Below are 24,949 nucleotides of genomic sequence, written 5' to 3'. Positions count from 1 at the left end.
TCGCCCGCCGCCTCAAGACCTTGCGCGGCCTCACGCCCTACGAAGCCATATGCAAGGCATGGTCGGCCGAGCCCAGCCGCTTCAGGTCAGACCCGCTCCACCAAATGCTGGGACCAAACATCTAGAGGTGACAACGGGCATGAATGCCCCGCTCAGCCACGCCCAAACCCAGGACGAGCAGGCCCTGGCCCTGCTGCGAGCGTCCAGCGCGCAATCGGCTATCATCACGTTCTGCGGCAAGCACTTCGCGATCGACGGAACGACCCCCCTGCGGATCTCACAGACCGCGCGTGACGTGGCCACCAAGGTACTCGGTCCCGAACGGGTCAACGCCGCCTTCAAGGACGAATTGGCGCGTCGCTACGCCGAGGTGAAAGAGATCGGTGAGCAGCAGTGATGCACCGACCAGCGTGATAAGTTCTCGGGAGATTAGGATCTTTAAAGAATAAAGTAAGTACATTACTGCCGACGCGGTCTCAATGTCTGAGCTGATTACAAAATGAAAAGCCTCGGTGATGTAATACAGGGCGATAATGCTACTTGCCCACACTGCCTTGGTATGCCTTGATCGCACGCCGGCAGTTCTCCGAGATCTTGTCCATGTTTTTCTTGAAGCAAGCGTCCATCTCAGGGCTGTCAGGATCATTGCCGCTGCAGAACGTGACCGCATCACCAGAGCAGTAGGTTTTCAGATCTTTGTTGCCGCGCTTCGAGGCCGACGCATCGGGGGCCGCGAGGGCGGGAGCTGCTACGGCGATGAGGCCGAGAGCGAGGATGCTGTTGCGCATATGGGATACCTGGCTGAGGAAGTTCGTCGATCCGCTAACGGCTCGACTCGGTGATCTATCCCTTCCGCTGACGGAGCTGAGGCTCGCGCCTTCCGCGGCTTTCGGGCTGTGATTGAGCGTCGAGTGGCTACTTACCGCCGGCCTTCTCGTAGGCATCGATGGCGCGGCGGCAGTTCGGAGACATCTGGCTCATGTTTTTCTTGAAGCAGGCATCCATTTGGGGGCTGTTGGGATCAATACCGGCGCAGAATTGAAGGGCGTCCCCCGCACAATAGGTCTGCAGGTCCGCGTTCCCGCGTTCGGGCGTTTGCGCTGAGACGGGGGCTGTGATCGCGATGAGGCTGACGACGAGGATGAGGCTGCGCATTCGTGGTCCCTGACCGGAGCAATTCATCAAGGCCTAACGAACCTAGCGCCAGTTTTTATCCCTTCCGCTCCCGGAACCGGATCCCGGCCCCGCTGCCGTTCTAGAGATGAGCCCTCAGGCCGGTGGTCCTCATTGGTAGGAGAACGCTAAGGCTCCCGGCAGCCATCTGAGGATCCTTCATCGCTTGGCCTAGATCCGCTCGTAGCGGGGTGCTTCAGAGAGGACGGCCAGGTGGGTGAGTGTCCAGCCAGGAGCCTGCAAAGCTCCGCACGTCCGGTTCGACTCCGGATCCCGGCCTCCAAACTGGGCCCTCTCATCGGCTCGCCTCACTATCACCCTCGGCTGAGGACCAGATGCTGAACCACTCCAATGCCGCCAAGCGTGAAGGGAAGGTGTGGCGCTGAGCTGTGAACAGCTTGAGTCAGCCGCGCCACCTGATGTGATTACGGGCTGACGGCGTGGCTATGCAGACGTGCTATCATGGTCATGGATCCGCGCTGATCGGCTAGGTGTCTGCTATGTCCCTGACGAGCGTGGAAGAGACCGAGTTTGAGATGGTCCGGCGGCATATCCGCGAGGGAGCGGGTCATCTCGCCAGTCAACGATTTCTCATAGCTCGGATGAGAATGAGCGGTATCCCGACCGAGGAGGCCGAAACGATCCTCGCCACCTTCGAGGATAACCAGAGGCAACATGAGGCCCACCTCGCGCAGATTGCGGGTGCAGAGCGGTAACGTCAATCCGTCCAAGCTGAGACCGGACGGACTGCCATTTCTTGATGTTCTACAGCCGTTCCATTTCTCCGCACGGGCGATGCGGAGCAGCAGACCTTCTACCAAAGGAACGTGACGACGCCTGGTAAGGTCCTACGGCCCGTGAAGTGGCGCACGGTGGAGTAGGTCCTCCACGCTCAGCTCGATCGCCAAGAGCAACACGAGTGCGGTTTCCGTGAGCATCGACATCGGCTGCGAGGAGGCCCATATTGTCCTGAGGATTGGGGATATCCCGGTCGGCAAGGGGGTTCCGGGTTCGCCCGGACCCCTTTGTTTTTTCAGGGGAACATCTTCAACCCGGAATGGCCGGCCAGCTTGGGGATGAGCACCTCGAACGCCCGGTTCGGTTGAGTGGGTCGGAGAGCTCGTAATCCGCAGGGGCGAGCGACGAGATCCGCCAACTGTAGCCCGGCAGCGTTCGCATCCTTGCGCGCGAACACCGGCTCGAACCGAGCGTAGGAGAAGTCGGGCGAACGGTAGCCCCAGTTGGCTTGGTTCGCGGTGATCCGGCGAAATTCCAACTCCAACTCGGCGTCCTCGTTCTTGCCCCGGCTCTCGAAGACCACGTGGACGAGCCGCCCCTCCTGCTCGTGACGCTGGAGGCAGTTGAGCAGACGCTCCATGCAGAAGCGCAGCGCGATCTCGTAGGGGCTCCACGGGTTCGCGTACTTGGCCTTGAGCCTGAGCTTGTCGATGGTTCCGACGCAGAGGCGGAATGGGGCCGCGCCGATCATTCCCGTGAGGTCAGCCATGAAGTCGGCGTTGGTAGCTGGGTCCGCCAGCATCGCGAAGGGGCCAATCTTCTTCCGGATGTCGCGCTCGTGAAACACGACCTGATCGTGACCCCAGTAGGCGAATTTGAGCCGCTGGAGGGCAGGCGTCACCTCACCCACGTACTCGTCACGGGTCATGACGATGAAGGCGAGCGCGAAGATGGGGTAGCCCGCGTCGATCGTAACGAGGCCGTGATCACCGCTCTCATCGGCATACACGATGAGGTCCGACAGGGTGCTGGGATCAATGCGGGCGCGGCTCACGCCGACAAGCTTAGCAGCGAACGTGATGGTTGTCGGGGTCTATCTACTCCGCCGCGTAGACACCGAACGCCGGGATCGCGGGATCGTCGAAGCACATCCTGACGACGCGCTTGCCCAGCGGATACATCTCGCGCAGACCCACCGTGAGGCCCAAGGGTTCCTCGGCCGCCTGTTCCGCTGGGTCGTACCAGCCGTCATCCAGCGTTGCCACGACCATTCCGGCCCGCTCAAGCTCGTTGGCGGGGGCGATCCAAGAACTAAGCGGCATCGTCGTGTACATCAGCTTTGTGAAGTGGTAGGTCTTCCGCACGTCGTCCTCGACCAAGCCCATCTCCTGCGGGGTGAGGTGGTCGTTCTGAGCCCGGTAGATGGTCTGCAATAGGTGCAGCGACGGTTCGGTCAGAGCGTCGAGAGCGCGGGCGATCTCCAGCCGCTCAGCCGGTAGCAAGGTAGAAGTGCCCAGCTCCGAGACCGCCCTCGCTAGGGCGTCGGCCATACGTGGGTTGGTCTCCATCAGCATTCGCCGGATCGCGGCCTGCGCCGAGAGTTGATAGATCTCATCCGCCTTGAGCCGCTCGCGAGTTCCAGCTTCCATCCGATCGATGCGTTCGCCAAGATCACCGAGCAGTCGATCCGTCAGCCGCGCGTTACCGTAATCGACGACGGCCTGCCCGAAATCGAACACTAAGGCTGCCCACGGGATGGTGCTCAATGCCGCCTTCGCGCTGATCAACCCAACCTTCTGGAGCACCTGTGCGCCCGCGACCATTGGGACGGTGCTGTTCCGGTTCGAGGTGGTCTCGTCGCTCAACCTGCGGCTCCTACTGTGGAGGTTGGTCCCGCCTGACGGCGGACGGCTGACGCCGTCTTGAAATTGTCGAAGGATTAGGCGGTCAGCCATTCCAGCAGGTTCGACGCGGCACTCCGGCTTAAGCCGAACCGCCCCTGAAGTACGTTGGCAAGTTGCGGACGGCTGATGTCATCTGATGGACGACCGTCTCTTGCATCATCTGTCGGACCCACTGCGCATCGCGAGCCGCACGCACGAGGTTGTCAGGCAGGACACCACCAGCATAGCAAAAGATTGTTGGGCTAGCTTCCGTAGATGAGTATGCGGCACAAAAGCGATAGAGGCGCGGGTCACCGTAGCCATCCCAAAATCTAGCGATGACAGGTGCAGGCTCTGCAGGTCCGGCAGATCGCCAGGCACGTGAAACGATAGGATCTGGCGCTGGCCGTCGGTGAGGAGCTGATAGCAGCAGGTCCAGCCATCGAGGATCACGCAGCAATGATTGGATGGACCATCCTCATAGACGATGTCCCGGGAGGCTTCGATCGTTCGGATGATGAGCGGCAACTCTAGGATCGCGCGTTCATCCGCCTTGGGTAGCGGTGTCGCTCCCCCCAGCCTGCAGGCTATCAGGCCGAAGGGGTATCTGGACAGTGCCATCGTCCCACGCTGCATTGAGCAGACACGCGCCCATCGTGCGGGCGCGAACTGCCGGTCCTCCCAGTCCTGCAATCAACTTGGAATACTGTATGCAGTTGCATCCATGACCCATCGGGTAGGTGAGGCGGCGGCATCGGGGTCAGACTGTGCGAGCTGCGAGCTGACCGTAGATTTCGAGGGTCGCTCGACTGGGCCTGTTCAGCTCTACAACACCGTGATCAGTGCGTGAGCAGGGAGTCGTACCCGCGCAAATCCGACAGTGAAGTGCCGGCGGCAATCTGGCGTCCGAGCAGGAGCAGAACGCTCCTCGTTGCATCGAGCACGGCCTGTCCTTCCTCGCCCATGGCCTCGACGTTCGCGTACAACGCGAGGGCGTGATCGGCTGCTCGATGAAGCGGATCGGTATCTTCCTCGTACCCGCTGAGGTTCGACCATCGGCAGGCCGGAGCAGCTGCTGGTCGGCAGTTCGTGATGTCCATGACGACGCCGCGGCCGCCGGCAAACGCTTGGCCGGCTTGTCGTACTTGGTAGTGGCCCCGCACGAGAACCCACCGTACGTCCCCGGGTGTGGGCGTCACACGGTACTCGCTCATCAGGATGGTGCCATGCGTCGTGACGCAGAGATGGCGGCCGAAGAAGATGCAGCGGTCGTCGTGGTGGATCGCGTCCCTCAGGCGATCGATGCAGATACCTTTAGCAGCGTCTTTCGGACAGAACCCCCAGAGCTGAGCTGCCATCGGATCGCACCGTAGGACACCTCCGGTAGCGTCTCGTTCCCAGGCACCGATCTGCGTCGCATCGAAGGCGGACATGGCCAACCGCTTCGAGGACCCCTTCGACGAACCAGACATACCCGACTTGCGTCCCAATACACTTTTAAGTGGTGTTGACGGGGCAATGTCGGACATTTGTGGCCGCATTTTGCAATCTGAGCTATATATCGGCTGTGCGTGACCGTTCGCTGGTCGATATCCACGGAGAGGCATCGAGAGCACACCCTGATGCCTCGGCTCGACCTAGGATCTCGCAGCACCCTCCTGACGGAGCGTGGCCGCAGCCTTCACGATCGACAGCACGCTCTCACGCGTGCTCTCATCGCTGATGCTCGTAAAAGCCGTGACTAGCTGCATCACCTGCGGATCGTCGTCGAACATTCGAACGTCGCTTCCGTCGAGACCACCCGTCAATCGGTCGGCAAAGAACGTCTCGACCGGTACCTTCAGCAAATCAGCGATGGTCTGTAGCCGCCCGGCACTGATGCGGTTGCACCCCTTCTCGTACTTCTGAACCTGCTGGAAGCTGACCCCGATGGCATCGCCCAATGCGGTCTGACTCAGACCCTGCGCGATCCGGAGTGTCGCGACACGGCCACCGATCGAGCGATCGGCCTCGGTAGCGGTTTTCGGCGCTTTCGTCGTCATCGTGAGTGACAGCCTCAGAGTGTGATGGGCACGAGGTCGCCACCGTGTATGCCCGGTGCAAGCCGCATCTCATGATTGTACACGAGCATACAGTGCAACCGCTATCGTAGCGAAGCAACACTACCTTGGGATGTGAAATGCCAAAGTAACACGCGTGATTGTGGGTGTTCCAGCGGCTATAGAAGCACGATGCCGCGCCAATCCTGCCAGAACCCTGACAGCTGCCGCGCCGCTGGCCGTGGTGGGCCCTGTCGGATCTGCGACGCGGAGGCGATCGCGCGCCGCGCCGTCCTGTTGCGTGAGCGCGTTCTTGCGAACCGGGCCGAGGGGCGCCCCCTGTATGCGCCACGCCCTAGCCAGGAGGCGGATCAGGCACGTGGGTCCAGTCTTGAACTTTGAGAGGGCAGCTATTCTGCGGCTGCCCCCACGCTGTCGGCCATCTTCGCACCCCGGGTGCCGAGAGGCTGAGGTTCGCCCACTGTGGTGTCCTCGGCGGTCTGGTGCTCCGTCTCGGCGTTCACCTGCGCACCGAGTAGCACGATCGTCGTCGAGATCCAGATCCAGGTCATGAACCCGATCGCCGCGCCCAGCGAGCCGTAGGTCTTGTTGTAGCTGCCGAAGTTGGCGACGTACCACGAGAACAGCAGCGAGCCCCCGAGCCAGAGTACCGCCGCGATGGCACTGCCGCCTGTCACCCAGCGCCAGCGGGGGGCATCACGACTCGGGCCGTAGCGGTAGAGCACCGCCAACCCGCAGAGTACGGCGAGCAGGAGTACGGGCCAGCGTAGCAGCGCCAGCCACCAAGCGTCCTTGCCGACGCCGATGAACTCGAACACCACCGGCAGCACCACGACTGAAACGAGCGCCAGGATCAGGAACAGCAGCGCGCCTGCGGTGAAGGCGAGCGAGACAAGGTTGAGCACGACGAAGTTGCGCTTCTCGCGCTCGTTGTAGACGAGGTTGAGCGCGTCGAACATGTGCTTCATGCCGCCATTGGCGCTCCAGACCGAGAGGGCGATGCCGATGATCAGGCTCAAGCCCAGCGTGGCGTTGCCTTTCTCGTTCAGTGCTTTGATCTGTTCGCCGACGATGTCGAGCGCCCCCTGAGGCAGGATGCCCTGGAGGCTGGTGAGCTGGTCGTTGATGGTCGAGGTGTCGGCCAAGAGGCCGTAGACGGACACCAGGGCGGCGATTGCCGGGAAGATCGCCAGCAGGGCGAAGAAGGTGACGCCGGCCGACACCAGCATGATCCGGTTCTCGCCGACATCCCGGTAGGTGCGCAGTGCGATGTCCTTCCAGCCCTTGGCCGGGATCTCGGTGGGCTTCGAAGCCTGGCGGCCGCGGTCGGCTTGACTGTGCGCCACCTCGTGGGCTTCTCGTCCGGAATGAGAGGGCGATGCTTGCCGCGCATTGCCCTCATTCTTGGCTCTGCTGTGTCTGCCCGTAGTGGAGCGGCGCGGGAGCGCTACGAGGCCGAGGAGGGCGGTGGCGAGCGCCAGCGTCCAGACCGTCGAGGCTTCTCCCCCCGGTTCGCGGGATGGTTCGGGGTTCGGGGGGAGAGGAGCCATGGCCGGATCGCTGCCTCGTGGACGGATGCTGAAGATCGTCGCCGAAACGACGAGCCGTCAAACCGCGTTGCAGGTAATGCCGCGTTAATTCTGGGCTTAAGGCCAGGTAGAGCTGTCAGGAGGCTCGCAGCAGCCGGTCCGCTTCGCACTCCTGATCCTCCGGCTTGAGGTTCAGCCGCGCACGCATGGTCTTGCCCGGCTTGAAGTGGATGACCCGCTTGGCCGCGACGGCGACGACCTGGCCCGAGAGTGGGTTGCGGCCAGTGCGGGCCTTCCGGTCCCGTATCGCGAACGTGCCGAAGTCGCGCAGTTCCACGCGGCACCCATACACCAGAGCGTCGGTCATCTTGTCGAGGATAGCATTGACCACCGCCTCGACGTCCTTGGCGTAGAGGTGCGGGTTCTGCGCAGCGATGCGGGTGACGAGCTCGGACCGGATCATGCGGCACCGATGCCGCGACGCTCATCGAACCGCAACCGTACCGCGGCGCGCTAGCGTTTCATTAACCATCCGACGTGAGGAATGCCCTCGACGTCCGGAAGCCATTCGGGGCGCCTCCCTTACCTCGCCCGCCCGGTCCACCGCGGCGGGCTTTTCTTTAACGGGTGGCTGGTACGCCTCGCGAAGGTTCGATCTCATGCCCCCGATGCTCGGATCTGGATCAGCCCGCCCGGTTCGCCGCGGCGGGCTCTTTCGTAGCTTACGTCTCCCGCTCGTCGGTCTCGTAGTCGGCCACCACCTTCAGCGCCGCCGCGCAGGGCATGCGTTTAGGGCCTCGGGACGTCACGCCAAGCTAGCCCACGGAGATGTGCTCGGTTCAGGTGCACGCCTTGCCGTTCGGCAGGACCACCTCATTGTAGGTGGACTTGTAGGTCTGCCCACCGCGCATCGGCCAGGGCACGCTTGCTCTGAAGGTCAGCTGATTGTTCGCCCCGCCCACGAACCGCATCAGGTTGCTGCCGAACATCGCCGGGTAGGGGACGGTCACCTCGGCCAGGACGTAGCGCATGCCAGCGAGTTGGAAGCCGTCCGGAACCTTCAGGTCAGTCGCAGTCCCAACCGCTCGCGTGGTGCCGTTGCTCGTCGCATAGCTCGAACACACGCGCGGTGTCTGACCAACACCGTCGGCGGTGACGCCGAGTGCCGTGACGACGATCGCAGCTCCACTGCTCGGATAAGGTGTGAGCACGAGTTTGGCTGAGGCCAAGATGTCGGTCATCGCCGCCGCCGCCATCGTAGCCTGCCCGTCCCCCTGGGACGTGAGATCCGCCACCGCGCGCGCCAGGAGTGTGACCCTGCGGTAGTGGTCGATCGCGCGCCCGAACTCCGTCACGCCGAACAGCAGAGCCAGCATTACGGGAAGGATCAGTGCGAACTCGATCGCCGAGACGCCGCGCGCATCATCACGGAAGCGTGAAGCCGCCTGATCGCGCCTGGTGATCGCGTTCATCACAGCCTTCCTCATGTCAGCAGCCCTGCACCGAAGATGCGTCGTACGGCTCGGTCCGGAACACGGCTGTAGATTGCAGCAACCGCGCGCCGTCTCCGAAGCCGGGCAGGCCCGCGTAGAGGAAGCTGAACGCGACGCGGTACTTGGCCGCCGCGGTGAAAACCACGATCGCCCCCGGCTGGGCGCAGGTGTAGTTCGTACCGAAGCCCTTGGTCCAATCCCCAGTCTTCGTGTCCAGCGGCGTCGGCACGGTGCCGTTGGCGAACGAGGTGCTCAGGACCACGTTGAGCTTCAGCGTGCTGCAGTCGAACACGGTGGGGACACGCGAGGCTGATGCGCCGCAGATGGCCGTCTTCATGTTGGCGAGCAGCGTGCTGGCGTCGGTCTGGCCCGTGTTCGCCTTCTGAAACTGTCCCGTATAGATCGTCCGGCCGGCGCGCTGGAGGGCGTCGTCGAGGTTGCGCGACGCCCAGACCATCAGGCTGGTCTGCAAGATTACGGCGAGCAGGCTCAGAAACGGCAGTGCGATCAGGGCAAACTCGACGGCTGTTGCGCCGTCCTCGGCGCGCGCCAGACGACCGAAGACCCGAGTGCGGCCTTGAGCCATTCGGCTAGGATCTTTCGGGGAGGGGCGCATCCGAGGGCCTCGCGAGGGATAAGCGATTTGGTGGACCGCGATGACGGATCACTCGACGATCCGTAGCTTCTTGTCGGCGACCTTCACGATCGTTGGGCACGACACGATCAAACGGATATCGTCGTAGTCCATGTCACTCCCGGCGTTCGGTGGCCGATCCTCCCAACCGTAGTACATGTACTTGCCGTCGCTACAGCTCCCGGATGCAGTCACTGGGTTGTGCGTCGTATGGCTATTCGGCAGAATGCCGCCATCGGATTTGTTTTTGCACTGGCTCAAGCTATCGCAGATGATCGTCTCTAGAACGGGGTTCGAGACCATACTAATCGGCAAATACGTGCTTCCGTAGTAGACGCGATACCCTTTAATGTTCATTGATTGCGTGCGCAATCCGGTGTCGATAGTCGTATCAGTATAGTATTCGTAGGTTTCTTGATTGCTGGCATCCCAGAGCGATTTATTGCTGCGGGCGTTGCGGACGTTGTGCAGCATGTAGCTGGGTGCCTCGTTGGCACCACAGGTCGGTATGATGCTCTTTGAGTAGTCGGTCGGCGGCGTACCGTTATCCGCGATGGGGACGATCCCGCGGCGACCCTTGTCGGACTCAGCCTGCCGCTTGGGATCGGACGAGTAGCAGTACATGTAGATCCGGTTGTAGTCCGCGGCCTCGGGCGAGAGCTGGCTGAACGTCGGGGGGCTCGTCTGATACACGGGCGCGACCCGATTGACTGTGGTGGCTGTACCGACCGTGATCTGTCGCGGCATGCCGGGTAGCAGGTGTAGGAGGCTCGTCCGCAGCGTCGTCGAGATCGTCACCCGATAGTTCGCGCCGTCGATCCATGATCCGGTGATCTGGAAACCGTTCGTCGTAGTGGACGAACCGATCCGGGAGGTCAGCTGGGCGCTCGCGAGGCGCAGCCCTTCGGTTGCGGCCGCCACTGTGTCAGCATTCGCAACGAGCAGCGCGGTCGCATCGGCGACACTGGACTCGACCGCTCGGATACGCACCGCATTGCCGTAGTCGATCACGAGACCGCCTGCACCCAGTAGCAGGGGGAGGCTGAGGCCGAAGATGAAGACGACGTTTCCAGCTTCGGCTCGCGCGAAAGACCGCAATGGGGCCACCACATAATCGCGCATACAGACCCCCCGCTTGGCCAGATTGTTGGGGCGCAGCCGAAGCAGTCTCACGCTTACGTGCTACGCCTTAATACAATCTTTTAGTCAGTAATCATTCGCACCAATCGGGCCTATAGGGCCCATCTTGGAGGTTAAATTATTCTAAAATACCCGCGGCAAGTAGGCTGCACGTAGAGGCAATAATAACATGCATTGTGAGGCCTGTGGCTGTTGGGAGTATGAAATTCGAGATGCGCGGGTCGCGCTACACAACGCAGATCAACGATCTGCCGGTGGCACACGCGTGACCGGGCTGATGATCGCCACACCTCGTCCGCGCCCACGAACCCCAGCGGATCACGGCAGGGTCGGGCGCGCAGCCATGATGGCCGCCGCCAGCGCCGTGCGGATCCCGGCGTCGAGCGGCCTGGACCGGCCCACCTTCTCTAGAGCCGGGGACGCATCCACGAGTGCCGAGACGTCGAGGCTGTGGCCGCTGGCGAAGCGGTAGGGCCCGGCTGTCGGAGCCCTGATGTAGGCGTCGATGGCCGCGACAACCTCGTGGCTCGTGATGATGCCAGCCTTGCGCAGGTCGGCAACGGTCGGTGGTGTGTCAGGCATAGACGCGCTGATCATCCCCTGACGTTGACTTAGCCGTGCGCTCCGGCCGACATGGGCGGTCACGGTCGTACCCGCCCTAGCGAGTCGCGGCCGCCATTCAGGAGACCATCGCCGCGAGATAGACCCTGAAAAGCCAACAGCCCCTTCCCGGCAAGGAAGAGGCTGCTGAAAAACCTGGGGCCTTGTGGGGCCGGATTGGATGCCCCCTACAAGCCATGATCTCCCGCCGGGAGTCAAGCGAAAGCATCGCTTTTCGCACCGGGAAGGCTTTGCCTGGACCCTAGCCGCGGCCCGTGAGGGACCGGGATCGATGTTTCACGCCACCATGCGGTCGGCGATCGAGGAAGCGCGCACGCTCGCGCAGCTCGACAGCCTGTCGCGCACCATCTGGCAGGCTCACGCCGCCGAGACCGTGACCGACGCGGAGGCACAGGGCCTCGCCGAGCTGCTACACACCCGCAGGAATGCCGTGCGCGAGACCGTGGCGCCTGTTGGCATCCCCCTCGGCCGTGTGACGCTGTTCCCGCCCAAGCGCCTACAGCGGGCTCCTGAGCGATCTGTTGCCATTGAGCGCCGCCGCCGGCTGGCCTGCTCCGGTCCAATGCCGCCCGCGCTGGCCTCGCGGTTCACGCAAGGGCAGTTGGCCGTCTTGCGGATTGTGGGCGACGAGATGGCGCGCAACGGCGCCTGCGGCCTCTGCATCGACGCGATAGCGGCACGAGCGGGCGTCTGCCGGCGACTCGCCCAGGCCGCGATCCGGCTGGCCGAGGGGGACGGCCTGTTGACCATTCAGGAGCGCCGCCACCAGGGCCGGAAGTCGGATCCGAACGTGCTCCGGATCATCAGTCGCGAATGGCTACAATGGCTCCGGCGGGGAGGGCGATCCGCGGCCCCGGCGCTTCTCGGCAGCATAGGGTGCAAAACGTTGCACCCCACGGATAGAGGAGATTCACAGAAGCAGGTTGTGGACACGGAACCGAAGAAGGGCTGCCGAGGGGCAGCGGTTGACCTCGACCAATCAGGCCGAACGAGAAGCCGCGCGGTTGGTCGCACTGACCGAGCTATGCCGTGAGGGTATGCAGGCGGTCGATCTACCGAACGGACTTCGATGACCGACGACGCGTGTTCCCGCTTGGCTGCCACGATGAACACGGGACCAGCTGACGAGGCTACGGATGCATCTCGGCCCAAGCTCTCGGAACAGATCCGACAGCGCCTCGGGCGCCTACTCGCGGCCGCCTACGCGCAGGAAGAGGCTGAGCAGAACGCTGCGGGGTGCTTCGCTGGCCTGCTAGCCCGCCTCGATACAGCCGTCGGAGAAGCGCGCAGCCGCGACGAGGCCGAGTTCCGAAGACAGCTTTTGGCTGTGACACCGAGCCTGCGCAGGTTCGCCATATCGCTGGCACACGACGTGATCGCAGCCGACGATCTCGTGCAGGATACGCTCCTGCGAGCCTGGAAGAATCGGATGCGCTTCCAGCCCGGCACGAACTTCGAGGCTTGGACCTTTACGATCCTGCGCAACAACTTCTACTCCGGTCGTCGCAAGCACCGGGAGGTGCAGGACGATGACGGTAGCTACGCTGCACGTCTCACCTCGCTACCCGAGCAAGGAAGCCGTCTGGAGCTGCAGGACGTTCAGGGCGCCCTGAACCAAATACCGCAGGTCATGCGCGAGGCTCTGATGCTCGTGACGGTGTCGGATCTGCCTTACGAGGAAGTGGCCGCAATCATGGGCTGCCAACTTGGAACCGTGAAGAGCCGAGTCTCCCGCGCGCGCGATCTGCTTGCACGAGCGCTCGGCTATACCGGAGCTGAGATCGGCAGCGATGCCGTGCTGCTCTCGGCTCTGGACGGATCCCGCGGAGTTAGCGGGTGAGCCAGGATCCGTGTGCCTCATGCGCTCTGGAGCCAATGGTCTCACACGCAGAGATCCGGGAGCGTGCCTACGATCTATGGGACCGGCATCATCGGCTTGATGGCTATGAGCTGGAGTTCTGGTTCATGGCCGAGCGTGAACTCAGGACGGAACGGCGGGCTACGCAGGCAGATCGTGATGGTGTGATGGCCGTCGCCATAGACGCTGCTGAGCTTTAGGCATGTATCCCAAGGCTTGGGACGAAAGCCGCCTTTTTGGGGTTGGATACCTACAGGCGCAGCATCATGAGCGACGGCATCATCCCACTGCGGCAAAGGAATGAAGGGCGATCCGCGCTTGCCCGGGTCGACGCCGCCGCGGTGGAGATGCTCGCCGGTGGCCGAGCGACGAGCCTCCAGGCGGCGCGCGCCGCGGTGATCCTCGCGGACCTGCGCGAGCAGCGGGATCAAATGAACACGCTGCTCGCCGACCTGCGGGGGCGGGGGCCGACTGGTGAGGCTCAGATCGACGAGGCAAACGCTAACCTGATCACGGCGATCAACCAGGGCATCGTGCAGATCGACCTGTTCGTTGCACGGGCCCGAGCTTATGCCGAGGGAGCTACTCCAACAGGGAAGGTTGGGTACCAGCTCGACCTCTGATAGTGTCATTGCCGGTAACGTTCAGCCAACTTGGTCAGCGTTTGAGCCAGTTCGGTGATGTTCACTGAGGCGGACTCGACCTGTCGTGTGCCGGCCGCGGTCTGCTGGCTCGCCTGTCGGATGTTGTGCAAGGCGCCCATGACTTGTTCGATCCCGAGCTGCTGCTGGTTCGCTGACGCGATCACCTGCTGGAACACCTGAGTACCCTCTTCGATCTTCGCGGTAATCTCCTCGATGGTCCGCTGCGTCGTGTCCGAGCGGGTCTTGCCGGCGGCGGCGCGCTTCACCGCCTCCTCGGTGAGCATCACCGAGGTGTTGATGCCCCGCTGGATCTCGCCCAGGATCCCGCGCACCTGACCGGTGGCGGCCTTGGCCTGATCGGCGAGCAGCTTCATCTCCGAGGCGACGACCGAGAAGCTGCGCCCGCTCTCGCCGGCCGCGGCCGCCTCGATGGCGGCGTTGAGCGCCAGCAGGTGGGTGCGCTCCGAGATGTCGTTGACCGTCTCGATGATGTCGCCGATCGTCTGGGTCTTCTCCGACAGGCCGACGATGTTGCCGGCTACGGCCTCCGCCTGCTCGCGGATCGCGTCCATGGCCTTGGCGGTGTCCGACACGGCGCGCAGGCCCTGGCGGGAGGTCTGGGCGGTGGCCTGGGCGGTGGCGATCACCTCGGTCGCGCGCTTGCTGATCTGGGTACCGGTCTGGGTGATCTGATCCATGGTGGCCGCTGTCTGCTGCACGGCGGCGAATTGCTGCTCGACGGAGGCCGCCTGCTCCTGCGCCGAGGCGCGGATCTCAGCCGCGGCCGCGTTCAGGTCGGCGGTGGCAACTCGGTTGGTCTTGGCGAGGTCGGAGAGCCCCGCCGCCATCGCGTTGAGATTGGTGGCGAGGCGGCCGATCTCATCGCCGCCACGTGCTTCAAGCCGCCCCGAGAGGTCGCCTTCACCCACCCGGTCGATGAACCCCGTCAGGCTCTTCAGCGGCTGCACTACCGCCCGGGCGATCAGCCACGTGATCAGGATCGCCAGCACGACCGCTGCCGCGAGAGTCAGGTAGATCGACACGCGCGAGTGCTCATAGATGTCGGCCACTACGTTCTGGCCGGCCGTCACGCTCTCGTTCAAAGCGCCGCGCGCCTTCTCGACGCCTGCGACCGTGGCTTCGTACTGCCGGGTGGCATCCTCGTTGCGGTCCTCCACGCCCTGGAAATCACCCGATGCGGCGGCCTTGAGCTGAAGCTCGCTGGCATCGCGGTAGCGCCGGTAGGTTTCGTTGGATTGCACGAGCACCGCAGAGAGCCGCCCCCAACCGTCCGCTCGCTCCGCCGAGATTGCCTGAGTGCGATAGGTATTCGCCTCACGGATCAGGTCGTCGAAAAGCTTGTCGGTCTCGGCAGCCGTCCGACGCCAGATCCCGAAGATGTCGACATCGCGCACGGGCCGGTTTTGTGCCTTCATCAGGCTGGCGATCACGGCGTTGCGCCGCAGGATGCCCAGGTTGCGCGTTTGGTTCCCAAGATCGTCGACCTGTCGCATCATGGCGATGTCACGACCGATGATGCCGTCAGTGGCCTCGCGCACGGAGCCGAGTTGCCCGATCGCATAGAGGCCAAGCGCTGCGATCACCACGATGACGGCGCCGAAGCCGAGCAGGATGCGTTGGGCGATGGAGAGGGACACGGTTACCTCTGAGCAAGGGCATCATGGCGATCGCTGAAATTGCGACCGACCGAGTGGTACGAAGCCCAGGATCTCGCATTGTGTGCTGGGCGCCTACAACCGACTCAGTTCCCAGCTTGCTGCACGGTGTCGTGAAGGCTGGCGCGGTGCGGCGGGACTAAGCATTGCGAGTGCCAGCCCACGACCTGGATCCTCCGATGGGCGGCTGTGTTGTCCGGTCTCTCACTGCTGGGTGACTGCGTCACCGTTCCTCATAAAAACCCGACAATTCGGTACCCTCATGCCTTCAATAACGTCGCGGCTTGGGCTGCTCCTGGCACTCATGCTGCCCAATATGGCCCTTGCGGAAACCACACCTCTGAACGTGCCGATCCTGATGCACGGTTCGATCGGCGACGATGCCTGTGCTGAGAAAGGGCACGTCGTGGAAGTTGGGCCTGAACCGGACAACGTCCTGCCCGTAAAAAGTGGACCGGGCGAGGCGCCGTTCCGCGAAATCGGGCGGCTGCACGACGGCGATATGGTCGTGATCTGCGATAAGCTCGGCCCGTGGCTGGGCGTCGTCTACGGCTCGGCGCTTCTTGGCTGCCAAACCACGATCCTCGTACCGGTCGAGCAGACGTACACCGGCCCCTGTGATCACAGCTGGGTGATGGCCCGCAACGTCAGCATCGATCCGAAGTAATATTGTCCTCAGCCAAATCAGCAGGCGAGCATCATGCCCTTCGTACAAGACATCCTCGCCCGCTTCCGTCAGACGGTGACCGCCTATGCGGGTGACGAGACGCTGATGCAGGCCGGTGTCCCTGCGGCTGCCAATATCATCGTCGCCGACGGTGAGGTAGCGGGCGCAGAATTCGAGACTGCACTGACTGGCGTGCTCGCCAGCCCGATCCTGGAGAAGGGCTACGACGTTCTGATGCTGGAGGAGGCTCTGTACGAGGCGATCGGTCGGGCGCGCACTCGCGCTGGGCGAGTTGACAACCTGCGCCGGGTTGCAGCCATCACCGGACGGCCGGCGGAGCAGCGCGAGAGCGTGTTCCTCGTGGCAGCGGACGTAGCTGATCACGATGGCATTGCAGAGATAGAGCACGTTGCGTTGGCCGAGATCGCTACGGCGCTACTCGTCGATAAGGCGGCGCTGCTGCGAACGGTGCCAGCAAGGACCGCGGTACGGCGCGCAGCCGTGTAGGACTGCTATTGCGCCCGGCTCGATCGCACAGCCTGTGGTTACGACGTTTAGTCAACGGTATCATCGAGATAGGCCTGCAGGCTCGTGTACGCCGTCTGCAGGATGACGAACCGAGATCGTGCTTCCAGGCCGCGGATGCGGTGGTGCCGTGCCACGAGGCGCAGGGCTTCAGCCTCACCGAAGCACCCGGCCTGCTCGAACGCCTCGGCTGACTGTGCGACCGCATGCGCCAGCGTCTCGTCGGCGCTCACCTCATTCGTCAATCTGCGCATCTGTGTCAGGGCCAACGCACGCACGGCTGAGGTTCTGCCGTTTATCTGTGCCTTCACGCGCCCTCATTCTGCGATGTGATCACCATCAGCACGGCGCTTCTCGGCGATGCGGTCGTGCAGCGGCCACGCCTAGATCGCATCGCTATCGACCCAACTGCCTGGCCTCGCGTCCATCAACGGTCGTCTCGCGGCACCGGTTACTCAGGCCTGTCACACACTAGAGTCGCATCAAAGGACCTCGGTAACCTCCGAACGCGTTGCTGAAGGGTAAAAAATCGCTCTTTCAGGAGGACACACTCATGGCCGATCCCGGCATGCCGACACCCACTGAACCTGACCTTCCCACGCCCAGCCAACCGCCGGCCGAGCCCGTACCTGGCGATGTGCCACCCGGACCAGGCCCTGAACCGACGCCCGATCCCGCCCCAGGCGATCCGGCCGGCCCAGACGTCGTGCCCGGTGATCCGGTGGGACCCGGCACGGTCATGTAGACTGCGTCGCCCCGTCGATGTGACAGCTATAAAGTTCCGGTTAGCTATTCAAAGGGGTTGGCCGGAACAGCCAGCTTGACTGTTTGTTCTGTCGACATGGAACACTATCGATCCACCCTGGCCACCACGGCGGTCGCAGTTGCCGGACTGCTGGTCGCCGCTCATGTGCTGCACCCGGGCGATTACGAGCAACCTGATCGAAGAGCGCGGGTCGTCACGGTGGCGATCAATGCGCCCTCAACCTCGACTGCTTGGGCCGACCCACCTGGGAAACTACACGGCAGCGAGCCCGCGTTGGTGATGGCCAACAATAGGGCGCTGCTGTCGCATCATCTGACGGTGACTCTGCCAGCAGGAGTGCGGTCGTCGCCGACATTGTCGGGCAAGCTTATGCCGCTGGCCCCTCAAGGGAAGGCTGTTGAAGGCGACCCGATCGGCGACCTAATCCGCGACCTGGATCTCAATCAGGCGAGTTGACGATCAAACTATCTTCGCCAGCAGATCCTCAGGCGTATGGCCCACCGAACAGATCGCCCATCGCCTTGCGCCGAAACAACGTGCGCCAGCGCCGCCTCTGATGCTCAAGCCGATCGTGGATCATGTGGCATTGCTGGCAGAAGGCCGCGAGGTTGGCGTCCGCGTGGTTCGAGGTGTCGTGGTCACGGTGGGTCGTGGCTAAAACGACCCGGGTCCGGCGGGCGTGGCCGATGATATTATCTTCCGCAGCGATCCGGATCCGACGCCCCCACCCGTCACGCCACCGGCCGGCTTCCGCGTCCCACCAGCGCCCGTCGCCAAGGTGGTAGACCATTTGCCCGTGCGGACGCCCGCAGCCCTCACAGCAGCCCCTCGCCCGGCTGAACCGGATCACGGCCGAGAGCTGTGTCTAGTCGATAGGGTAAAAGAAGCGGTGCTCGGGCCGGATCGGCATGACCTCGCCCTTATGCTGCAAAAAGTGGAATAATTCTGACAGGGACAAAGCGCCCGCGCTTTGTCTTGCGCCATATTCCTGCCGCAAGTGTGGCCGGCGAGATACATCTTTGCTGTAGCTGGTCGGGTACGTTCCGCTCAGATCAAGCCATCTGACGGAAATCCCCCAGTCATGAAGACGCTCCTGGCCTCGCTGGCCGCCTTCACCGCCCTGACCGCTGCAGCCTCGGCCGCCGACCTGCCGCGCCGCGCTGCTCCGCCGCCGGTGTTCACCCCGGTGCCGGTGTTCACCTGGACCGGCGCCTACTTCGGTATCAACGCCGGCTACGCCTTCGACGCCTCCAGCAGCGACAACAACCGCGGCTTCGTCCAGACCAACGGTAGCCCGGTTGTGCAGACCGCCACGGGTGCTCTGGTCCCCTTCCGTGCGCTGGCGCCGAACGGCTCCACGCTGATCTACAACCGCAACAACCGTGAGGGTTTCTCTGGCGGCGGCCAGATCGGCTACAACTACCAGTTCACCCCGGGTTCGGGCGTCGTGATCGGCTTCGAGGCTGACGCGCAATACCTCGATTTTGGTGGTCGTCCGCGCTACGCCAATACCGGCGCGATCGCTGCCAATTTCCTGCCGGTCAATGGTACCCTCAACACGATCGATTTCTTCGGCACCGTGCGTGGTCGTCTCGGCTACGCCTTCGACCGTACCCTTGTGTACGCCACCGGCGGCTTCGCCTACGCCACCGGCACCGATGACGGCGCCCGCATCGGCCTTCAGAACTTCGCTGGTCGCCGCGACGACTTCAAGACCGGTTACGCGGTCGGCGGCGGTGCCGAGTTCGCGCTGCCCACCGACTCGTTCCTGAATTTCTTCCGCTCCTCGGCTGTGACGTTCAAGGTCGAAGGCCTGTACGTCAGCCTCGACCGCAACCGCACCAGCCTGCCGCTGGTTGGCGCTGCCGTTACCGCCGCCGGCGTCCTACCGGTCTACACGACTGCCGCCAGCAACCGGAACACGAACGACTTCGCCGTCGCCCGCGCCGGCCTGAACTACAAGTTCGGCTCCTACTGAGATCCGGTCGCGCTGCTCCCGCCTGCAACGCTGGGAGGTGCGGTGGCGGGCGAGGGGTAGTTGGTCCTCCTCGTCGCTCTCTGCCGCCGAAGAGCAGTCCCCTCCTCCGACTGACCTTCGCATTCCAGCCTGATCAAACTGGCCGCTAGATCGGCAGCACCCTGGGAGCTGTGCTCCTGGGGTGTTTCTTGTTTGTCGATGCACGGAAGGGCGGCCGCGGTGATGTCCTGAGGCTCAGCTCGCTGAGCTACGTCGCGCCTCAGATATCCTCCATCCACTCAACGTGGCCGTCGGAAAGGCCATAGCGCGCACCGACAACCTTGACCTTCCCAGCATCGAGCGCGTCTTTGATGACGAGGCTTTGGGTCGTCAGTCGCTTGGCGACGCGGCGCGCATTGTTCCGAACGGACGCTTCTAAGAGGTCGCCATCCTGGCTCTTGGCTTCCAGCACGGCCGGCACGATCGGCTGAACCATCTCGCCGATGACGCCCGGGAAGGTCGCGTTCTTCTGCACCACGTCGACCGCGGCCGCGACGGCGCCGCAGGATTGGTGACCGAGCACGATCACGAGCGGGACACCCAGGACGCCCACGGCATACTCGATGCTGCCCAAAGCGGCCGTATCGACCGTGTTGCCGGCGTTCCGGACGATGAACAGCTCGCCGAGCCCGCGTCCGAACAGGATCTCGGGCGAGACCCGGCTGTCAGAGCAGCCGACCAGCACGCAGAACGGTGCTTGCCCACGGGCGAGTTCCAGACGTCGCTCACGGCCATTTGCCGCCAGGGACGGGGCTTCGTTCCGGAAGTTCTCGTTGCCCTCCTTCATGAGCTTGAGGGCTTCGGCTGGCGCCAGCGCAGTCTTCGCCACGGGTGAAGCAGCCCGCGCAGCGGCATTCGGTAGGGCAGTCACAGCGAAGACGCTGGCCGCCCCCATCAAGAGGCTCCGGCGGCCGAACCGTAGCGAGCTGTCCGCGGCGCAGCAGTCGCAATTGATATGCATCGAGCCGATCCCCCTCAATCTTCGCTTAAACCCGGCATTGGCGGTTCGCGCTGATGGCATCTCGAACGATCGGCGTCCTCTTTTAATCCCAGATGTTCTGTGCCGCCGTGTGGAGGTTTCCGCCTGGTATAGAACAGCTGCTGATGGCCTCGCGACACGCATGGTCTGTTAAGCGTCTTGGTCCACCATAACCCTCAGCGATCGGCTTCGGCTGCGCGCCGGAAGAGCAGCACCGGGGTTGGGTTCGCGATCGGCTCCGGTGCGGCCTCGCCGGTGCAGTCGCTATGACCGGACGCGATTGCGGCCGAGCTTGAGCCCAGATAAACGCGCTACCTTCACGGTGCCCGGGTGCGGGAATGGGCGATGTGATGACCGCCCTGTTGCTGGCGTTGGCGACCGAGAACGCCGAGCTCCGTGAGCAACTGGCCTCAGCTCAAAACATGCTTATCGAGACCGCGATCGACGCCGGCAACATGCATGCCCTGGTGGAGGCGATGCGGACCGAGCGCGATGCGTGGCGGGAAGAGGCTGCGCAGCTGAGAACGCGCAACCTGCGAACAGGCTGACAAGCCACCTACACCAAAAGCGGCTCGCCCAGCTTCACTCCCAGCCGTTTCGCTGCGTCGCGCGACAGACCGCCGACGATCTCCAGCTGCGCCTTAGGCAAGACGTTCAGTGCGATAGCTTCCAGCGCCTCGTCCGGGGTGGTCGCCAATACGGCGTACACGCGCACCGGTTCGTGCTTCTGAGACACGGATACGAGGTAGGTGCGGCGCTTCGGCGGCTTCGACATGTTGCCGGCTTATGGGCCGAGAGGCTGTCCGTCATCGTGATCGTACGCAGGTCTCACGGGTCCGACATGGGGTAAACCTGTCAACCATGCGGATGGGCATAGCCTGGTCGCTCACAATCCCGCCGCGATCGGCGTGCCTCCTGAGCACAATAGCGGGGGCGGCCCGCTATGTTCATGCCGCCAGGAGTACCTACGTTGCGCAACACTCTGCTGGCCCTACTGGCCGTTCTCGCAGTCATGGTCGCCCACGCCCTCTATCGGCTGATGAGCCTGCCGTTCCGGGCTCTACGCGGCCTGTTCCGGCACAAGGCTCGACCGGTCCTGCTGACAGCTCGCTAACCGCGCCCTGGCACTGTTCTTTTGGCCCAAGTTGCGTATCGGCCCAATCGCGGGTGAGATCGGACGCTCCCCCGCCCCGTGGGCAGATCGGGGCGGGGCTGAGCGGTTGATACGAAAGAGGCCTCTATGCCAGTCCTGCCAGAGCGGAAGCTGTCCGACGCGGAACTGGACCGGCTGGCTCGTGATCTGTTCGCCGAGGTGCGAGCACAGCATGCCGCGAAGCCCCAGGGCAAGGCAGACGGCGACACGACCGCCGATGCCGGGGTGGATCTGCTCGACTGGTTGCTGGACGGTGGTGATGGTGACGGCGACGATTAAGCCGCCTGCGCCTCAATCCTTGAAGATCCGGACCTCGCCGTTCGAAAGCTCATCGCGCTGGTCGGTGCACCACTGCTGCGCACCGACCTCCTTCACCTCGGCGTAGCGCCGCGCCAGTTCGTCCGTGAAGGCGGCGTTGGCCCGTTTGGGACCGAGTACCTTGGTGGCCACGTCACGCGCGGTCTGTGAGACCCGCAGGGCGGTCGTCCCGTCGATCGCGAAGTGCTTGCCGCAGAACGTGATGATAGCCGATTGCGCGCTGGACGCTCGCAGCAGGGCCAGGGCCTGCTCGTCCTGGGTTTGGGCGTGGCTGGGCGGGGCATAGAGACCAGCGGCGAGGGTCAGGGCAACAGGGGCTTGGCAGCGCATAACCACGTCTCCGGCGGCCGCACCGCGTGCTTTCATCAGCGGGGCAACGACGAAAGGATCGTAGGTCGAATGCATGCCGAGCGCGATGCGGCCGATCGATCACGGACGGTATCCATGCGATCCACTCAAGGGAAGTTGGTCCGATGGCCGTCGAGCGTTGCAAGGGTTTGCTAACCCACAGCCTCCAGCATCGCCGCTATGTCTCGGCGAACGCTTCGAACCCTGAAGGGCGCTCTTTGGATCGCCGTTCTCGCTCTCTGCTGCTTCTCGGGCTCTATGCTGGTAGAGGCTAATCGACCCGCAGAACGAGCCGTAGCGCACCTGCCGTCTGCGGATCCCACCACGACTGGAACTATCGATCGGGCTCCTATGCGATGGTGTGGAGCCGCCTCTTGGTGTCGCTGAACCGCAGATTAGGTAACGCCGTTCTCGATCAGCGGCTGACCCCTGAACCCTGACCCCCGCCCTCCCCCGGTATATCGTATCGGTGGCTGACAGGGACGCTCGGGCAACCTTCCCTTTCTGACCTTTCGATCAGGGCTTGTGCCTCACCTTATGCGCGTCGTTCGGCCCGACGTCCGGCTGCCGTCATACCGGTGCGGGCAGTGCGAGGCTCGATGATACCGCCGCAATACGGTCAAGTATTTAGGTCTGAGGGTGTGACAGTTTCGCCTATATATGCGACTCAACGTCGTTCCGCCTTGTTAAACTCGCGTGGAATATCACTTCGGATGGAGGAATGCCCGCAAGTAATGGAATAAATGGTGTTATGTCCGAAAATATTCACAGTTCCGGCTCAGGTTTGGCAGAGTTAGCCGGCGAAATCGTCTCGGCCTACGTTGCGAAGAACTCTGTTCCTGTCGCCGAGCTTCCGAAGTTGATCGAGAGCGTCCACGGAGCCCTGGTTAATCTACATCTTGGCACGTCAGCGCCGACGCCCGACACAGATGTTGATAAGTCCAGCTCGACCGAAATCCGCAAGTCGGTCCGCTCCGACGGTATCGTCAGCTTCATCGACGGCAAGAGCTACAAGACGCTCAAGCGCCACCTGACCGGCTATGGGCTCGATCCGCGGTCGTATCGCGACCGCTACGGTCTGCCGGCAAACTATCCGATGGTCGCCCCCAGCTACGCTGAGAAGCGCTCCGCGCTCGCTAAAGCAATAGGGCTCGGTCGGCCCGGTGGCATGGCTGAGCGCGGGCGAAAGCATGGATGACCGCCTGAACTGCTAACGTCAGGCTATGTCATGCGCCTCGGTCTTCTTCGACCTGCCGGCCCGCTTCGGCTTCTCGTTGGCGGCCTCGGCAGGCTCCACATTCTGTGAAACGACTTTCTTGCGCAGGCTGCCGAGGCCCGCGCTCTTGGCGAGTGCTGAGCGCATTTCGGAGTAGCGGGTGGTCACCATCGGGTAGTCCCGCGGAAGGCCCCACTTTTCACGATAGGCTTCAGGACTCAGGCCGAGCTTCGTCAGGTGCCGTTTGAGCGTCTTATAGCTCTTTCCGTCCTCGAAGCTGATCAGCGCGTCGTGGGTGATCGACTTGCGGATCTGACCGGGCGTCAGCCTATCGACCGGCGCAGCAGCGGTGATGTCAGGGGTGCCGAGTCCGGTGAGCGCAGCGTGTGTGCTGGCAATCAGGGAACCGATTTCGCTCGATTGTATGTGGTTGTTCGACACGTAGGCTGCGACGAGGTTCGTCGTCAGTTCGATATGATCGATGGCTTTAGCTGGATTTGACACTGAGTTGTCGCTCACGATGCACCTGCTTCAGTGAAGCGAGCCATCTTTGCTATCGGACGGGAAAAATCAACCTGCGTTCCTGGTTTGGTCTCTACTATCCGAATTTCAGCTCGCTAAAGCTCGCATCTCAGGTGCGCCCTCACGCATCACGTAGCCGCGGCCCCAAACGGTCTCGATGTAGTTCTTACCCCCGCTGGCGCTGGCGAGCTTCTTACGCAGCTTGCAGACGAACACGTCGATGATCTTCAGCTCGGGCTCGTCCATGCCGCCGTAGAGGTGGTTGAGGAACATCTCTTTGGTGATGGTCGAGCCTTTCCGGAGCCCGAGAAGCTCCAGCATCTGGTACTCCTTCGACGTCAGCGGTACGCGCTTGCCGTCGACCGAGGCCATCTTCTCGTCGAGGTCGAGCACGAGATCGTCGACCGCGATGGTCGACTGGGCGTGGCCCTTGGAGCGGCGCACGATGGCGTGAATGCGCGCCACCAGCTCGTCCTTATGGAACGGCTTGGTCAGGTAGTCGTCGGCGCCGAAGCCGAGACCCTTCACCTTGTCCTCGATGCTGCCCATACCGGACAGAACGAGAACTGGCGTCTTCACCTTGGCGACGCGCAGATTGCGCAACACCTCGTAGCCCGACATGTCGGGCAGGTTCAGATCGAGGAGGATGATGTCGTAATCATACAGCTTGCCGAGATCGATACCCTCCTCACCGAGGTCGGTGGTGTAGGTGTTGATGTTCTCGGACTTCAGCATCAACTCGATGCTCTGCGCGACGGTGACGTCGTCTTCGACCAACAGAACGCGCATGATGCAACCTCGATTTGAGACGCATCATGTCTCGTAAACGATACCGAATTGTTAACGGTTGAGTCGCTAGAATAGTTTATAGTGGTAGGCTGGGCGGCCCATTTGCGTTGTGTAATCATTGAGTGCGTCGGGTTCAGCACACCGTTGCTCAGTGCAGCTTTCCGCTATGTGATAAAACGCTATCGGCTCGTGAAAGCATT

The 24,949-nt window shown here is 63.0% G+C and carries 34 protein-coding genes, 1 tRNA gene and 1 pseudogene; 15 read left to right on the top strand and 21 right to left on the bottom strand.

Features of this window, described 5'->3' with window-relative positions; all coding sequences use genetic code 11:
- Positions 1-125: pseudogene (locus tag AAHG09_RS29640) on the top strand (IS481 family transposase); the annotation flags it as partial.
- A gap of 14 nt (positions 126-139) precedes the next feature.
- A complete protein-coding gene (locus AAHG09_RS29635; RefSeq protein WP_342111562.1) occupies positions 140-397 on the top strand; it encodes a hypothetical protein in 258 nt (85 codons plus the stop codon).
- A gap of 139 nt (positions 398-536) precedes the next feature.
- Here the strand turns inward: AAHG09_RS29635 and AAHG09_RS29630 are convergent, their stop codons facing one another.
- On the bottom strand, positions 537-788 hold the full coding sequence (locus AAHG09_RS29630) for a 3',5'-cyclic-nucleotide phosphodiesterase (protein WP_342111560.1): 252 nt from the start codon (positions 786-788) through the stop codon (positions 537-539).
- A gap of 127 nt (positions 789-915) precedes the next feature.
- Complete coding sequence (locus AAHG09_RS29625) at positions 916-1,155, bottom strand: 3',5'-cyclic-nucleotide phosphodiesterase (RefSeq protein WP_342111558.1); 240 nt, start codon at positions 1,153-1,155, stop codon at positions 916-918.
- A 225-nt stretch (positions 1,156-1,380) separates the two neighbouring features.
- Here AAHG09_RS29625 and AAHG09_RS29620 point away from each other — a divergent pair.
- A tRNA-Cys gene (locus AAHG09_RS29620) sits at positions 1,381-1,456 on the top strand.
- Positions 1,457-2,206: 750 nt separating this feature from the next.
- Here the strand turns inward: AAHG09_RS29620 and AAHG09_RS29615 are convergent.
- From AAHG09_RS29615 to AAHG09_RS29565, 11 genes are all read right to left on the bottom strand, one after another.
- Positions 2,207-2,965: a DUF3800 domain-containing protein gene (locus tag AAHG09_RS29615; protein ID WP_342111556.1), complete on the bottom strand. Its 759-nt coding sequence runs from the start codon at positions 2,963-2,965 to the stop codon at positions 2,207-2,209.
- Between the two features lie 43 nt (positions 2,966-3,008).
- Complete coding sequence (locus AAHG09_RS29610) at positions 3,009-3,776, bottom strand: hypothetical protein (RefSeq protein WP_342111554.1); 768 nt, start codon at positions 3,774-3,776, stop codon at positions 3,009-3,011.
- A gap of 195 nt (positions 3,777-3,971) precedes the next feature.
- Positions 3,972-4,322 carry a cyclic nucleotide-binding domain-containing protein gene (locus AAHG09_RS29605; RefSeq protein WP_342111552.1) on the bottom strand — a complete coding sequence of 117 codons (351 nt, stop codon included), beginning with the start codon at positions 4,320-4,322 and terminating at the stop codon, positions 3,972-3,974.
- A 311-nt stretch (positions 4,323-4,633) separates the two neighbouring features.
- Positions 4,634-5,227 (bottom strand): PAS domain-containing protein, encoded by a 594-nt coding sequence (locus tag AAHG09_RS29600; protein WP_342111551.1) that lies wholly within the window; start codon positions 5,225-5,227, stop codon positions 4,634-4,636.
- A gap of 204 nt (positions 5,228-5,431) precedes the next feature.
- The gene (locus AAHG09_RS29595) at positions 5,432-5,836 is read right to left on the bottom strand and encodes a helix-turn-helix domain-containing protein (RefSeq protein ID WP_342111549.1); all 405 of its coding nucleotides are present in this window, start codon (positions 5,834-5,836) and stop codon (positions 5,432-5,434) included.
- 407 nt (positions 5,837-6,243) lie between these two features.
- Positions 6,244-7,404: a YihY/virulence factor BrkB family protein gene (locus AAHG09_RS29590; RefSeq protein WP_342111547.1), complete on the bottom strand. Its 1,161-nt coding sequence runs from the start codon at positions 7,402-7,404 to the stop codon at positions 6,244-6,246.
- A gap of 115 nt (positions 7,405-7,519) precedes the next feature.
- Positions 7,520-7,846 (bottom strand): integration host factor subunit beta, encoded by a 327-nt coding sequence (locus tag AAHG09_RS29585; protein WP_342111545.1) that lies wholly within the window; start codon positions 7,844-7,846, stop codon positions 7,520-7,522.
- A gap of 376 nt (positions 7,847-8,222) precedes the next feature.
- Positions 8,223-8,855, bottom strand: coding sequence for a TadE/TadG family type IV pilus assembly protein (locus tag AAHG09_RS29580; RefSeq protein ID WP_342111542.1), 633 nt, complete (start codon positions 8,853-8,855; stop codon positions 8,223-8,225).
- Positions 8,856-8,871: 16 nt separating this feature from the next.
- Positions 8,872-9,462, bottom strand: coding sequence for a TadE/TadG family type IV pilus assembly protein (locus AAHG09_RS29575; RefSeq protein ID WP_342111540.1), 591 nt, complete (start codon positions 9,460-9,462; stop codon positions 8,872-8,874).
- 78 nt (positions 9,463-9,540) lie between these two features.
- Complete coding sequence (locus AAHG09_RS29570; protein ID WP_342111538.1) at positions 9,541-10,632, bottom strand: pilus assembly protein TadG-related protein; 1,092 nt, start codon at positions 10,630-10,632, stop codon at positions 9,541-9,543.
- A 336-nt stretch (positions 10,633-10,968) separates the two neighbouring features.
- Positions 10,969-11,232 carry a hypothetical protein gene (locus tag AAHG09_RS29565; protein WP_342111536.1) on the bottom strand — a complete coding sequence of 88 codons (264 nt, stop codon included), beginning with the start codon at positions 11,230-11,232 and terminating at the stop codon, positions 10,969-10,971.
- A 310-nt stretch (positions 11,233-11,542) separates the two neighbouring features.
- Between AAHG09_RS29565 and AAHG09_RS29560 the strand changes: the two genes are divergently transcribed.
- From AAHG09_RS29560 to AAHG09_RS29545, 4 genes are all read left to right on the top strand, one after another.
- Positions 11,543-12,304, top strand: coding sequence for a hypothetical protein (locus tag AAHG09_RS29560; protein WP_342111534.1), 762 nt, complete (start codon positions 11,543-11,545; stop codon positions 12,302-12,304).
- Between the two features lie 72 nt (positions 12,305-12,376).
- Entirely contained in the window at positions 12,377-13,111 is a 735-nt protein-coding gene (locus tag AAHG09_RS29555) for a sigma-70 family RNA polymerase sigma factor (protein ID WP_412760108.1), read from the top strand.
- Between the two features lie 35 nt (positions 13,112-13,146).
- A complete protein-coding gene (locus AAHG09_RS29550) occupies positions 13,147-13,329 on the top strand; it encodes a DUF2934 domain-containing protein (protein WP_342111570.1) in 183 nt (60 codons plus the stop codon).
- Between the two features lie 66 nt (positions 13,330-13,395).
- Positions 13,396-13,752, top strand: a complete 357-nt coding sequence (locus AAHG09_RS29545; protein ID WP_342111532.1) for a hypothetical protein — start codon at positions 13,396-13,398, stop codon at positions 13,750-13,752.
- A gap of 5 nt (positions 13,753-13,757) precedes the next feature.
- Here AAHG09_RS29545 and AAHG09_RS29540 read toward each other — a convergent pair whose 3' ends face one another.
- Complete coding sequence (locus AAHG09_RS29540; protein WP_342111531.1) at positions 13,758-15,431, bottom strand: methyl-accepting chemotaxis protein; 1,674 nt, start codon at positions 15,429-15,431, stop codon at positions 13,758-13,760.
- 322 nt (positions 15,432-15,753) lie between these two features.
- Here AAHG09_RS29540 and AAHG09_RS29535 point away from each other — a divergent pair, with 322 nt between their 5' ends.
- Positions 15,754-16,116, top strand: a complete 363-nt coding sequence (locus tag AAHG09_RS29535; protein WP_342111530.1) for an integron — start codon at positions 15,754-15,756, stop codon at positions 16,114-16,116.
- 33 nt (positions 16,117-16,149) lie between these two features.
- On the top strand, positions 16,150-16,623 hold the full coding sequence (locus AAHG09_RS29530) for a tellurite resistance TerB family protein (protein WP_342111529.1): 474 nt from the start codon (positions 16,150-16,152) through the stop codon (positions 16,621-16,623).
- A 47-nt stretch (positions 16,624-16,670) separates the two neighbouring features.
- Here AAHG09_RS29530 and AAHG09_RS29525 read toward each other — a convergent pair whose 3' ends face one another.
- Entirely contained in the window at positions 16,671-16,952 is a 282-nt protein-coding gene (locus AAHG09_RS29525) for a hypothetical protein (RefSeq protein ID WP_342111527.1), read from the bottom strand.
- A 509-nt stretch (positions 16,953-17,461) separates the two neighbouring features.
- Between AAHG09_RS29525 and AAHG09_RS29520 the strand changes: the two genes are divergently transcribed.
- Positions 17,462-17,863: a hypothetical protein gene (locus AAHG09_RS29520; protein WP_342111525.1), complete on the top strand. Its 402-nt coding sequence runs from the start codon at positions 17,462-17,464 to the stop codon at positions 17,861-17,863.
- A gap of 28 nt (positions 17,864-17,891) precedes the next feature.
- On the opposite strand, the gene AAHG09_RS29515 is transcribed toward AAHG09_RS29520, so the two are convergent.
- On the bottom strand, positions 17,892-18,257 hold the full coding sequence (locus AAHG09_RS29515) for a hypothetical protein (RefSeq protein ID WP_342111522.1): 366 nt from the start codon (positions 18,255-18,257) through the stop codon (positions 17,892-17,894).
- 231 nt (positions 18,258-18,488) lie between these two features.
- On the opposite strand from AAHG09_RS29515, the gene AAHG09_RS29510 reads away from it, so the two are divergent.
- Positions 18,489-19,385, top strand: a complete 897-nt coding sequence (locus tag AAHG09_RS29510) for an outer membrane protein (protein WP_342111520.1) — start codon at positions 18,489-18,491, stop codon at positions 19,383-19,385.
- A gap of 259 nt (positions 19,386-19,644) precedes the next feature.
- On the opposite strand, the gene AAHG09_RS29505 is transcribed toward AAHG09_RS29510, so the two are convergent.
- A complete protein-coding gene (locus tag AAHG09_RS29505) occupies positions 19,645-20,385 on the bottom strand; it encodes a carbonic anhydrase (RefSeq protein ID WP_342111568.1) in 741 nt (246 codons plus the stop codon).
- A 368-nt stretch (positions 20,386-20,753) separates the two neighbouring features.
- On the opposite strand from AAHG09_RS29505, the gene AAHG09_RS29500 reads away from it, so the two are divergent.
- Positions 20,754-20,951: a hypothetical protein gene (locus AAHG09_RS29500; RefSeq protein ID WP_412760107.1), complete on the top strand. Its 198-nt coding sequence runs from the start codon at positions 20,754-20,756 to the stop codon at positions 20,949-20,951.
- Between the two features lie 8 nt (positions 20,952-20,959).
- Here AAHG09_RS29500 and AAHG09_RS29495 read toward each other — a convergent pair whose 3' ends face one another.
- A complete protein-coding gene (locus AAHG09_RS29495; protein WP_342111516.1) occupies positions 20,960-21,178 on the bottom strand; it encodes a hypothetical protein in 219 nt (72 codons plus the stop codon).
- A 195-nt stretch (positions 21,179-21,373) separates the two neighbouring features.
- On the opposite strand from AAHG09_RS29495, the gene AAHG09_RS29490 reads away from it, so the two are divergent.
- Together AAHG09_RS29490 and AAHG09_RS29485 are read left to right on the top strand one after the other, a co-directional pair.
- A complete protein-coding gene (locus AAHG09_RS29490; protein WP_342111514.1) occupies positions 21,374-21,517 on the top strand; it encodes a hypothetical protein in 144 nt (47 codons plus the stop codon).
- A 126-nt stretch (positions 21,518-21,643) separates the two neighbouring features.
- Positions 21,644-21,835 carry a hypothetical protein gene (locus AAHG09_RS29485; RefSeq protein ID WP_342111512.1) on the top strand — a complete coding sequence of 64 codons (192 nt, stop codon included), beginning with the start codon at positions 21,644-21,646 and terminating at the stop codon, positions 21,833-21,835.
- A 12-nt stretch (positions 21,836-21,847) separates the two neighbouring features.
- Here AAHG09_RS29485 and AAHG09_RS29480 read toward each other — a convergent pair whose 3' ends face one another.
- Positions 21,848-22,279 (bottom strand): hypothetical protein, encoded by a 432-nt coding sequence (locus AAHG09_RS29480; RefSeq protein ID WP_342111510.1) that lies wholly within the window; start codon positions 22,277-22,279, stop codon positions 21,848-21,850.
- Positions 22,280-22,973: 694 nt separating this feature from the next.
- On the opposite strand from AAHG09_RS29480, the gene AAHG09_RS29475 reads away from it, so the two are divergent.
- Positions 22,974-23,420, top strand: a complete 447-nt coding sequence (locus tag AAHG09_RS29475; RefSeq protein ID WP_342111566.1) for a Ros/MucR family transcriptional regulator — start codon at positions 22,974-22,976, stop codon at positions 23,418-23,420.
- An 18-nt stretch (positions 23,421-23,438) separates the two neighbouring features.
- Here the strand turns inward: AAHG09_RS29475 and AAHG09_RS29470 are convergent, their stop codons facing one another.
- A complete protein-coding gene (locus AAHG09_RS29470) occupies positions 23,439-23,957 on the bottom strand; it encodes a Ros/MucR family transcriptional regulator (protein WP_342111508.1) in 519 nt (172 codons plus the stop codon).
- Positions 23,958-24,047: 90 nt separating this feature from the next.
- A complete protein-coding gene (gene ctrA, locus AAHG09_RS29465) occupies positions 24,048-24,749 on the bottom strand; it encodes a response regulator transcription factor CtrA (protein WP_342111506.1) in 702 nt (233 codons plus the stop codon).
- Positions 24,750-24,949 lie beyond the last annotated feature (200 nt).

It is taken from the genome of Methylobacterium guangdongense, from assembly GCF_038442355.1.
Taxonomy (GTDB): Bacteria; Pseudomonadota; Alphaproteobacteria; order Rhizobiales; family Beijerinckiaceae; genus Methylobacterium; species Methylobacterium guangdongense.
The sequence above is the reverse complement of the archived record's forward strand: the minus strand, read 5'-3'. Positions and strand labels throughout refer to the sequence as shown.